Origin of the sequence: Novosphingobium lindaniclasticum LE124, from assembly GCF_000445125.1 — a bacterium.
Classification (GTDB): Bacteria; Pseudomonadota; Alphaproteobacteria; order Sphingomonadales; family Sphingomonadaceae; genus Novosphingobium; species Novosphingobium lindaniclasticum.
Genome location: NZ_ATHL01000087.1, coordinates 56,479 through 67,723, shown reverse-complemented (window position 1 = coordinate 67,723; position 11,245 = coordinate 56,479). Strand labels below are relative to the sequence as shown.

Here is an 11,245-nt window from a genome sequence, read left to right as displayed (position 1 = left end):
CCGCGCAGATGGGGGTTGCCTTGATACACGATGTACCTGTTCTGGAGGCGCAGCCCGACCTGCGCCACACGCTCAAGCAAAGGCACATGACGATGATCGCGCTGGGGGGCGTGATCGGAGCGGGGCTGTTCGTTGGTAGCCGGGTAGTGATCCAGTCGGCCGGGCCGGCGGCCAGCATTTCGTTTCTGCTGACCGGGCTACTGGTCATTCTGGTCATGCGCATGCTGGGCGAACTGGCGACGGCGATGCCGACGATCGGTTCGTTCTACGAATATGCGCGGATCGCGTTGGGCGACATGGCGGGTTTCCTGACCGGCTGGATGTACTGGTATTTCTGGGTCATCGTCGTCGCGCTGGAGGCGATCGCGGGGGCGGACCTCATCCGCTTCTGGCTGCCCGAAGTGCCGCAATGGCTGCTGGCTCTGACGCTGATGCTGGCCCTGACCGTGAGCAACCTGTTCTCGGTCCGCTCGTATGGCGAGTTCGAGTTCTGGTTCGCCTCGATCAAGGTGGCCGCTATTGTCGTCTTTCTGGTGCTGGGCGGACTGTTCGTTGCGGGCATGTGGTTCACGCCGGGGCCGGGACTGGCCAATTTGACCGGACATGGCGGTTTTGCACCGAACGGCATCTTGCCGGTGCTGACCGGCGCGGTGGCTGCGACCGGGTTTTACTTCGGCGCTGAGATTGTCACCATCGCGGCCGCTGAAGCCGACGAGCCGGCCCGTGCGGTTGCCAAGGCGACCAATTCAGTGATCAGCCGGGTGCTACTGTTCTATGTCGGCTCCATCGTGCTGGTCGTGGCGATCATCCCGTGGAACTCGGCGACGATCGTCACGCCTTATGTCAGCGCCCTTTCCGCCATGAAAATCCCTGCGGCGGCGCAGATCATGAATGCGATCATCCTGACGGCCGTGCTCTCCGCGCTCAATTCCGGGCTCTATGCCTCCTCGCGCATGCTCTTCGCGCTGACCCGCAACGGCCATGCCCCGGCACTTCTGGCGCGGGTGAGCGGGAACGGCGTGCCGGTGGCGGCGACGCTGGCGGGGAGCGGCTTCGGCTTCGTCGCGGTGTTCATGTCCTATGTTTCGCCGGACACGGTCTTCGCGTTTCTGGTCAATTCCTATGGGACGGTTGCGCTCTTCGTCTATCTGCTGGTTGCCTTCTCGCAATTGCGCCTGCGTCGGCGGCTGGAGGCTGAAAACCCCGAGCGACTTGTCGTGCGGATGTGGCTGTTCCCTTGGCTGACTTACGTGGCGATTGCAGGGATGCTCGCGATCCTGGCCGCGATGGCGTTCATTCCCGATCAGCAGCTGCCGCTCCTGATGGGAGCGGGAAGCCTGGCGATCATCTCGTGCGGCTACGGTCTGATCCGCAGGCGACAACCGCTGCCTGTATAGCCCTTTTGCTCATTTTACGCTGAAACAAATTTCAAGAGTGATCGTATGTCTAATCATATTGGATTTATTGGATTTAATCGAATTCTGGCACTATCGTTCGTAGCCGACTGGACCAAGACTTTGTTCTGTGGTGCGGCATTATCGACCCACAACGAACGGGTCGGCGGGGATGCCGGACCTCCGGGTGAGGATGCCTCCAGAGACTATCAATGGGGGTGATGGCAATGAATTGTTTCACGAGAAAGTCGGTTCGCCCTTCCTTGAGGATGGCGGCGTTCCTGGGTGCTTCGGCGCTTGCATTTCCGGCTGTGGCCGCAGAGGCACCCGCTTCTGACGAGGCCGTGCAGGACAGCATTGGTGAGATTACCGTAACCGCCCAGAAGCGTACCGAGAGTGCACAGAAAGTGCCGATCTCGATCCAGAGCTTCGGTGCTGCGACGCTCGCCGAGATCAACGCCTCCAAGCTTCAGGATATCGAGATCGCCGCGCCTTCGCTCACGTTCGGCGACGGCAGCGAGCAGGGGCGTGCGGGCATTCGCGGGGTGATCGATTACTCGCGCAATGCGGGCTACGATTCCCGTGTCGGCCTCTATATCGACGGGGTCTATCTCAGCCGTTCGTGGATGATGAACCAGACGCTGCTGGGCATCCAGCAAGTTGATGTGCTGCGTGGTCCCCAAGGCACGCTGTTCGGCAAGAACACCGATGCCGGTGCGCTCAGCATCACCACCCGCCAGCCTTCGCACGGCGCCAACGGCGAGTTCGAGGGTGAGTATGGCAACTTCGGCCACTGGAAGGTCGCAGGCCGCGTCAACGTGCCGCTGGGAGCCGATGCCGCTTTGCAGCTTTCCGCGACTCACCTTGAGGACAAGGGCTATTACCACAACGACTATCTGGGAACCCGTAATCAGGGCGTGAATTCCGATGCCTTGCGCGCGCAGCTGCTGGTCGAACCGGCGGCGGGCGTGCGCGTCACCATTGCGGCGGACTATGTGGAGGATAATAATTCCACGCTCCACTATACCTACGTGCCGACGCCGGGGACCGATCCCTATCACTTCAATTCCTATTACGACGACCAAGCCAGACGGAAGATGGGCGGCGTTTCGGTAACCGGCGAAGTGGAGCTTGGCGGCGGCTACGCCTTGACCTCGATCACCGCATTCCGTTCGGGCAAGCAGGATATCGACTTCAACAACGAGACCGGAACGGTGCCCTACCTGACGGTCCACTTCAAACCGAGCACGGACCAGTTCTCGCAAGAACTGCGCATCGCCTCGCCGGTGGGCGAGCACTTCGATTTCGTTGCCGGGCTCTATTACTTCTGGGGCCGCAACGTCGATCGCACGGTGTCCTCCTATGGCGCGGGGCTTGCCTATTTCGGCTATCCCTATTCGCTCTATGCCGGGCTCGACATGCCGTCCCATGCCTCGGTGACGACGAAGTCCTACGCAGGCTTCCTCAATGCCAATTACCGCATCAACGACGTAATCGAACTCTTCGTGGGGGGGCGCCTTACGTATGAAAAGAAGACGCTCGACAACCTCACGACCTTCGATCCCTACGGGATCTTCACCACGCCACTGGACGGTTATTCCCAGAAGATGGGGGACACCTTCTTCACCCCCAAGGGCGGCGTGAACCTGCATCTGTCGAACGACGTGCTGGTGTTCGGCGCCGTGGGCAAGGGCTTCAAGAGCGGCGGTTTCAACACCGAAGGCACTTCGGCGACAACGTTTGCCGCTGGGATCGGCTTTAAGCCAGAAACCGTGGTTAGCTACGAACTCGGCCTCAAAAGCCAGTTCTTCGGCCGCCGCGCCCGGCTCAACGTGACCGGATTCTATCAGAAGTTCGACGACTATCAGGTCTTCACGTTCGTGGAGACGCAGTTCGCCGGTGCCACGCGCCTGACCACCAGCCTCAACAATGCTGGCAAGCTGGTATCGAAGGGCGTGGAGGTGGACGCTACGCTGGTGCCGGTCACCGGCCTTACGCTCTCGGGCAACTACACTTACAATCTTAGCGAATTCACGAGTTATCCGGGCGGAGGCGGCATCTACAACGGTGTACTGCTCGATGCCGATGGCGCACAGGCACCCTATGCGCCTAGGCACAAGGCCTATCTCTCAGCGAGCTATACAACCGCGCTGGGCATTGCCGACCTGAAGCTCACCGGACATTTTGGCTACAGCATCGTATCTTCGCAGAACTTCGACCCTAAGGTTGTGAACCCGCTCTATCGGCAAGCTTATTCGATGGCAGGCTACGACCTTGCCGATGCCAATCTGACGCTGGCAAAGCAGGGGGGCGACTGGTCCGTGTCGGTCTGGTCGAAGAACCTGTTCGACAAGGATTACATAAAGTTCGCCAATATGACGGCGCTGCTCAGCAATCGCGCAATCATGTATGGCCAGCCGCGCACCATCGGCGCCACTTTCCACTACAACTTCTGATGAAAGAGCCACTCGTATGAACGGCAAGACCAAGTGGATGGCGATCCGGAGCACGGCAGCCCTGCCGCTGGCACTGCTGGCGTGCGGTACGACACTGGCCGCGCCGCGCCCGGTGGCGGATATGGTTCTCCTGCACGGCACGGTCATTCCGATGACCGCGCCCGATGCTAAAGCCAGTGCGCTGGCGGTCAAGGATGGTAAGATCCTGGCCGTTGGCAGCGATGCCGAGGTCGAGAAGCTGAAAGGCAAGGCGACCCAGGTGGTCGACCTTGCCGGCCGAACCCTGCTGCCGGGCTTCATCGACGCGCATGGTCATATCACCATGCTGGCCCAGCAGGCGGATCTGGCAGCATTATCGCCGCCGCCAGTGGGCGGGGTGTCGAGCATCGCCGGGCTTCAGGAGACTTTGCGCGCCTATATCATGGTGCATCCGCAAGGCTGGATCATCGGCTCCGGCTATGACGATGCGGAACTGGCCGAAAAGCGCCATCCCACCCGTCAGGAACTGGACGCGGTATTGGCGGATCGGCCGATCCTCATCATGCATGCCTCGGGGCATCTGGCCGCCGCCAACACCAAAGCGCTGGAACTGGCCGGACTTCTCCATCCGGACAAGGACCCGCCGGGCGGCGTCATCCGCCGGGAAGCGGACGGCAAGACCGCCTCGGGCGTGATCGAGGAAGGCGCGCTGTTCAAGCTCTACGGGCTGATGCCGCAGCCTACGCTCGACCATCAGCTGGAGCAGCTGACTAAGGCGCAGCATGTCTATGCGAGCTATGGCCTCACCACTGCGCAGGACGGGGCGACCATGCACGCGGCGTGGGATCTGCTGCAGGCCGCCGCCCGGCGCAAGGCCCTGTTCCTCGACGTTCATGCGCTGCCGTTGCTCAACCAGCCATGGGAAGGATTCGATGCGATCCCCTTCAACGCGCCTTACGTCGATCACTTGCGCGCCGCCGGGGTGAAGATCATCGCCGACGGCTCGCCGCAAGGCCGCACGGCATGGCTGAGCCATCCTTATCACGTGCCGCCCGAAGGTAAGGGGGCGGACTATGCTGGTTATCCGCAGCTGAAGGAAGAAGTGCTGCGCGCGATGCTTGCCAAGGCGGACGAGCATGGCTGGCAGGCCTATATCCATGTCAACGGCGATGCTGCAATCCAGCAGTTGATCGACGCCGTTCGCGTGGTGGGCCAGCAGAGTGGGAGGCCCATGCAGCGGACAATCGCCATCCACTCGCAAACGGCGACGCTGGATGAACTCAAGGCAATGAAGACGCTTGATATCGAGCCGACTTTCTTTGCCTCGCACACTTATTACTGGGGCGACTGGCATCGCGAAGTGACGCTCGGGCCATCCCGCGCCGACCGTATTTCACCGCAGCGCGATGCCTTCGACGTCGGTCTGAAGCCCTCGATTCACAACGATTCCCCAATCGTGCCGCCCGACATGATCCGCCTGATTTGGTCGGCGGCGACGCGCCGCACACGTTCGAACGACATCCTCGGCCCGGAGCAGCGGGTAACGCCTTACGAAGCGCTGATGGAGGTGACGCGCAATGCCGCTTACGAAATCCATGAAGAAGCAGCCAAGGGCACGTTAGAGCCGGGCAAAGTAGCGGATCTTGTGATCCTCGATAGCAATCCGCTGACCGTGCCGCCCGAAGATCTGCTCAAGGTGAAAGTGATGGGGACCATTAAGGATGGCCATTACATCTTCGGGCCGCCCTGAAGGTCGCATCGTGCGGGGAATTTCCGCGCCCGGCCAGGGCTGGTACAATTCCCTGTACCAGCCCGGATTACACTCAATAGGACACCGAGAACGTCAGGCCATATGTGCGCGGATCAGCATAATAGCCGCCAGCGTAACCGAGCTGGCCGAAATCGATACCGCGATAAAGGTCCTTGGCGTTGGTCAGGTTCTTCACCCAGAGCCGCAAGCTCGCCTCGCCGCCGCCAAGCGGCAATTGCTCGATGCCGAGCTGTGCGTCGATCAGGTCGCGGTCGCTGCCCTTGATCGCTTCGTTGAACGGGGTCGAGGTTACGCTGGTGAAGCTGTATTTACCGTCTTCGTGGGTATAGCCGATCCGGGCCTTGATGGCGGCATTGCCCCAGTTCAGCGGGAATTGGGCATTGAAGGCAGCATTGGCGGTGAGCGGTGAAGTATAGCCCGGGGTCACGATAGAGGCGATATTGATCGGGTCGGCACCCGATGTGGTTGATTGACCGGCAAGGAACTCTTTGTACTTGATATCGACGTAACCAAGATTGCCGTCGACCGAGAAGTTCTCGGTCAGGATCGCCTGGGTCTCGATCTCGAAACCGCTGTAGATCACCTTGCCGGCATTGCCGATGCGCGTGGCATAGGTGCCGATCGGAGCGTCGGTGCGCGGGATGTTCACCGCCAGGTTCTTGTAGATGTTGTGATAGGCGGCAAGGTTGAGCCGCAAGTGGCGATTGAACAGCTCGGTCTTCACGCCCACTTCGTAGGACGTCACGGTTTCCGGCTCGAAGTGCGGCAGCAGGGTGGTGCCGGTGATCACCGGATCTTGCGAGTTGAAGCCGCCCGATCGGTAGCCGGTGGCCGCGCGGGCATAGAGATTGATGCCGTGGGCGACGTCATAGCCTGCCATCAGGTTCCAGGTGAACTTGCTGAACTTCGCGTCACCCGTCTCGGGCGTGGCAAGCGGCGCCGCGCCGTTCTGGAACCGGATCATCTTCTTCTCGTCCCAGGTATAACGCCCGCCCGCCGTCAGCCGGATGCCGCTGTCGCGCCCGCCCGGATAGAAGGTGAACTGGCCGTAGAGCGCCTTGCTTTCGCTCTGCGCGGTATAAGCAAGCCTGGCGATCGTCGTGACGAGGCGGTACTGCGCGGGATTGGCAGCGACGAAAGCCGGACCCAGAGCGCCGAAATTGGACAGGAAGATGGAGTTGGTGTCGAGCACGTAGCCGCTGTTCTGGTAGCCGTCTTCCGAGCCTTTCTCCCAGAAATAGAACCCGCCGACGACCCAGTCGAGCGTGTCGGTATCACCGGAAACTTCGATTTCCTCGCTAAGCTGCTTGTGGCGGCGGGTATTCTCGCTGGAAAAGAGGTCCTGCGTGGTCGTCGGTACGCGGGCTGCGGCGATAAAGGGGCGGGCGGCGGCGGGGATCGAGGGAATGTATTGCAGCAGAGATGCCGGCATGCCGTTGAACAGGGAGCCGCCGGTATAGGCCGGGCCGGTGATCTGGCCGATGCCGTCGAGATCGGCCAGAGCATAGCTGTGCCAGAAGCGATAACCGGTGGTGGACTTCACCTTGAATGCACCAAAGTCGTTCTGGACCTGCAGGTTATGGCCCCAGGTCTTGTCGGTCGCCGTGCCGAGCACGTTGTTGCAGACTTTGCTGCGATACTTGCGTCGGGGCTCTGCCAGTGCCGCGCATTCGGGATCGGCGAATGTGGCGGCGGCCAGATATTGCGCGACCGGGGCCTGCTGGACCACCACCACCGACTGGCCGTTCACGTCCACCGGCGGGTTGTAGGTGCCGTCGGCCACGTTGGTGAGCTGGAAGGCTTGCGGGCTGCCGTCGATGCGGGTCCAGTCGAAGATGTACTGGATGCTACCGGTTCCGCCCAATTCCATGCGCGCGGCGGCGCGCAGTGCGTCGGAGTTGCGGGCGCCGGGGTCCTTGGAATTCTTGGGCTGGAGGATGTTGTCGATCACGCCGTCGCGCTGCGAGTGGCTGTAGGAAAAGCTGGTGGCGATCCCGGCGATCTCACCCGGATCGAGGATGATCTTGCCGTTCCAGGCATCGAAGTTGCCGTAGCCGGCCTCGGCCTTGAGGCGGAAGGTTTCCGAGGGCTGGCGCGAGATGAAATGGATCGCGCCGCCGGTGGTGTTGCGCCCGAACAGCGTGCCCTGGGGCCCGCGCAGAACCTCGACGCGCTGGATGTCCATGACGTCGAGCCCCATTGCGCCGGAACGGGCGATGTAGACGCCGTCGACATAAAGCCCGTTCGCCGCATCGACGCCGAAGCTTTCGCTGCCGCCATTGGAGATGCCGCGCATCGAGAACACGGCGGCCGAGTTGCTAGTGGTGCCCTGCACAATCGTGACGTTGGGGGCGAGACCGCTGATATCGCGTGAATCCTGTACGCGCAGTTGCTCAAGCTTGTCGGCCCCGATGGCGCTGATGGCGATCGGTACGTCCTGCAGGTTTTCGGAGCGCTTCTGCGCGGTGACGACGATTTCGTTGAGGCCGGTAGTCTGCTGGCCGGTCTGCTGTGGAGCGCCTGTCTCCTGCGCCAAGGCCTGTCCGGCGAAGGCGAGCGTGCTGGCCCCGATCAGCAAGCGAAATGCGGTTCTTGCGTGGCGTTTCGGCATCTCTTGTCTCCCATCGATTGTCTTGTTTTTGTGGGTATCAGCCTTGTCTGTACGAACTTTCCGCTGCCGTTCAGGACGGCATGTAGAGTTGTGCTGCCTTGCCGCCGTCGACCGGGAGGGCCACGCCGGTCACGTAGCTGGCCTCGTCCGAGAGCAGGAAAACGATGGCGCGTGCCAGCTCCTCGGGGCTGCCACCGCGTTTCATCGGGATCGCTTCGGCAGTGCGCGCGGCGATCTGCGGAGCACGGACGGCGAACTCCTCGGTTCCGGCGGTCTGGACCTGACCAGGCACCACCGCATTCACGCGAATGCCTTGCGGAGCACCTTCCATGGCTGCGACCGCGCTGAAGTGGATGAGCGCGGCCTTGGATGCCGAGTAGCTCGCCATGTTGGCCGCGGCGCGAATGCCGCAGGTAGAGGCGACATTGACGATCGATCCGCCGCCGCCTTGCGCCATGATCCGCATCGTAGCCCTGGTGGCGACGAACGCAGCATCGGCATTGACGGTGAAGTCCTTGCGCCATTGGTCGACGGTCAGACGCTCGATAGGTGCGTAGTGCGTCGACATCGCATTGTTGACCAGCATGTCGAGCCTGCCATGGCGTCGCCCGATATCGGCGATCATCGCGGTAAGCCCATCAAAATCAGACACGTCGAGGCGCATGGCCTCGGCCACGCCGCCTTCTGCCTCGATGGCGGCCTTCGCCAGTTTGAGTCTTTCACGTCGGCGACCGCAGATCGTCACGCGGGCGCCGCGGCGCGCCAGCAGCACCGCAGTTGCGAGCCCGATTCCGTCGCTGCCGCCGGTCACGATTGCCACCCGTCCTTCTAGATCGCGGTGCATGCCTTTCTTGTCCTTCCCATTGGCCTTCGCTCGGTTCCGCCTCCTTGTCGTAATGGGGCGGTGTGTCCTCCGGCTGGCTCGTCGCGTCATTGAATTCTTCAAAACGCGTAAAATGTAAACATAAAAAATACGAACTAATGCTATTGGGCGAAGCGTGAAGGCTTTGCCGTCCTTCGCCAAGGCGCCTGCCGAAGCCACGAGGGGTTCAAGGGAAAATCTGGTTATGATTCGATAAAATTGACATTCTTGGATGATGCATACGGCCCCGTTCCGCGATCGATGTCCGATCTCCATGATGGACAATTTCGCGTAATAAAATTTGTCTTGTAATACGCGATTGGCATCATATCCTCGGCGCATAACGAGAACGATAGAATCGAGAGGAAGGCAATGTCAGGCACAGGGACGGCTCATCATGCCGGGGTGCGCGTTGCGGTATTGGGCAGATGCGTGGCGTCGCTACAGGAGCACGGTGGCCAGCTCAAAATCGCGGGCATGTTCTTCGGGAGCGACAGGGCATGAGCCGTATCGATCCTGTTTTTGCGCAAGTCACTGCGCCCGGTTCTCCGTTCGAGATCGGGGAGCGGGACGGCCTGCGCATCTTCGTGCAGGCACCGTCGGATCTCGCCCAGTTGCTCGAAACCGCGCGGCGCTTCGGTGACGCGACGATGATCGTCGATTTCGACGGGCCGCAGGGCGAACGGCGGCTGACGTATGCCGAAGTCTTCGCATGGCGGGACCGGCTTGTCGGCCATCTCGGGATCGTGCGCGGGGACCGTGTCGCGATTTCCATGCGTAATCGCGCGGAATGGATGGTGGCGTTCCTTGCGGTGGTGCGCGCCGGCGGCGTGGCCGTCGTGCTGAACAGCCGGGGCTCGCCCGCCGAACTCGCCGCGATGATCGACGATGTTTCACCTGCGCTGGTGATCGCCGATGGCGAACGCGCAGCCGCAATCCGTTCGGGCGGCTTTGCAGGGCGGCTGATCGACCTGACGCAGCCGCTGGAGGATACCGGCGTGCAGCCGGACGAACTGGTACCGGCAGGGCCCGGCGATCCTTGCGCCATTCTGTTCACGTCGGGAACGACCGGGCGCGTCAAGGGCGCGGTTCTTTCCCACCGCAGCCTGATTACGGGCCTTTTGGGTACGCAACTGACCGGGGCCATGGTGCTCCATGGCATGGCCCGCCAATACGGCGTGCCGGTAAAAACGATCATGGCGCAAGTGCCGCCGCAGGCGATCCTGCTGGTCTATCCGCTGTTCCATATTTCGGGGCTCGGCTCGGGCTTTCTGGCGCCGATGCTCTCGGGCGCGAAGATCGTGTCGATGCGGCGCTGGGATGCGGCGGAGGCAGTGCGGCTGATCGCAGCGGAGCAGGTGACGCAGCTTTCCACGGTGCCGACGATGCTGTGGGACATGGTGCACAAGGCTCGGCTGGCCGATGCCGATCTTTCTTCGTTGCGCAACATCGGTTCGGGCGGTCAGGCCCTGCCGCTCAATCTGCTGGAGGAAGTGCGCCGCCTCTGCCCGCATTCGCTGCTGGGCACGGGCTATGGCATGACCGAGACTTCGGGCGCCATCGCACAGGCCGTTGGTGAGGATTTCCTGCGCTCGCGCGCTTCGGCCGGGCGCGTCTTGCCTCTGGTCGATCTGCGTATCCTCCGCCCCGACGGCAGCGAATGCAAAAGCGGCGAGAGCGGGGATATCCTGGTGCGCAGCGCCATGATCATGACCGGCTATTGGAACCGCCCGGAAGAGACCGCCGCCGCGCTGACCGCGGACGGCTGGCTGCGCACGGGCGACATCGGCTTTCAGGACGAGGATGGTTACATCACCATCGTCGATCGTTCGAAGGACATGGTCATTTCGGGCGGTGAGAACATCTATTGCGCCGAGGTCGAACGTGTACTCAGCGAACTGCCGCAAATCAAGGAATGCGCGACGTTCGGCATCGCCGACGACCGGCTTGGCGAACTGCTCGTCGCCGTCGTGCAGGCCGATGGGCTGGGCGAAGAGGCGGTGCGCGAATGGGTGTCGGAGCGACTGGCTCGCTACAAGGCGCCGGCCCGTGTCGCTTTCTCGCCCGGGCCGCTGCCGCGCAACCATTCCCAGAAAATCGACAAGATCGCGCTGCGGGCGCTGTGGCCGCAGTTGGCCGCCCAAGGCTGACAGCGACAACGGACAGGAGAAC

At 62.0% G+C, this 11,245-nt stretch carries 6 protein-coding genes; 4 read left to right on the top strand and 2 right to left on the bottom strand.

Annotated features, from left to right (window positions below; translation table 11 throughout):
* The 3 genes from L284_RS38240 to L284_RS38230 form a co-directional block, all read left to right on the top strand.
* Positions 1 to 1,397, top strand: a 1,397-nt coding sequence (locus tag L284_RS38240) for an amino acid permease (protein WP_052018415.1), incomplete at its 5' end; no start/stop codon positions are given.
* A 341-nt stretch (positions 1,398 to 1,738) separates the two neighbouring features.
* Entirely contained in the window at positions 1,739 to 3,850 is a 2,112-nt protein-coding gene (locus L284_RS38235) for a TonB-dependent receptor (protein WP_235054410.1), read from the top strand.
* A 16-nt stretch (positions 3,851 to 3,866) separates the two neighbouring features.
* On the top strand, positions 3,867 to 5,579 hold the full coding sequence (locus tag L284_RS38230) for an amidohydrolase (protein WP_021234657.1): 1,713 nt from the start codon (positions 3,867 to 3,869) through the stop codon (positions 5,577 to 5,579).
* A gap of 73 nt (positions 5,580 to 5,652) precedes the next feature.
* Here L284_RS38230 and L284_RS38225 read toward each other — a convergent pair whose 3' ends face one another.
* Both L284_RS38225 and L284_RS38220 read right to left on the bottom strand, forming a co-directional pair.
* On the bottom strand, positions 5,653 to 8,211 hold the full coding sequence (locus L284_RS38225; protein ID WP_031342496.1) for a TonB-dependent receptor: 2,559 nt from the start codon (positions 8,209 to 8,211) through the stop codon (positions 5,653 to 5,655).
* 70 nt (positions 8,212 to 8,281) lie between these two features.
* The gene (locus tag L284_RS38220; protein WP_021234655.1) at positions 8,282 to 9,055 is read right to left on the bottom strand and encodes an SDR family NAD(P)-dependent oxidoreductase; all 774 of its coding nucleotides are present in this window, start codon (positions 9,053 to 9,055) and stop codon (positions 8,282 to 8,284) included.
* Positions 9,056 to 9,573: 518 nt separating this feature from the next.
* Between L284_RS38220 and L284_RS38215 the strand changes: the two genes are divergently transcribed.
* A complete protein-coding gene (locus tag L284_RS38215; protein ID WP_021234653.1) occupies positions 9,574 to 11,223 on the top strand; it encodes a class I adenylate-forming enzyme family protein in 1,650 nt (549 codons plus the stop codon).
* Positions 11,224 to 11,245 lie beyond the last annotated feature (22 nt).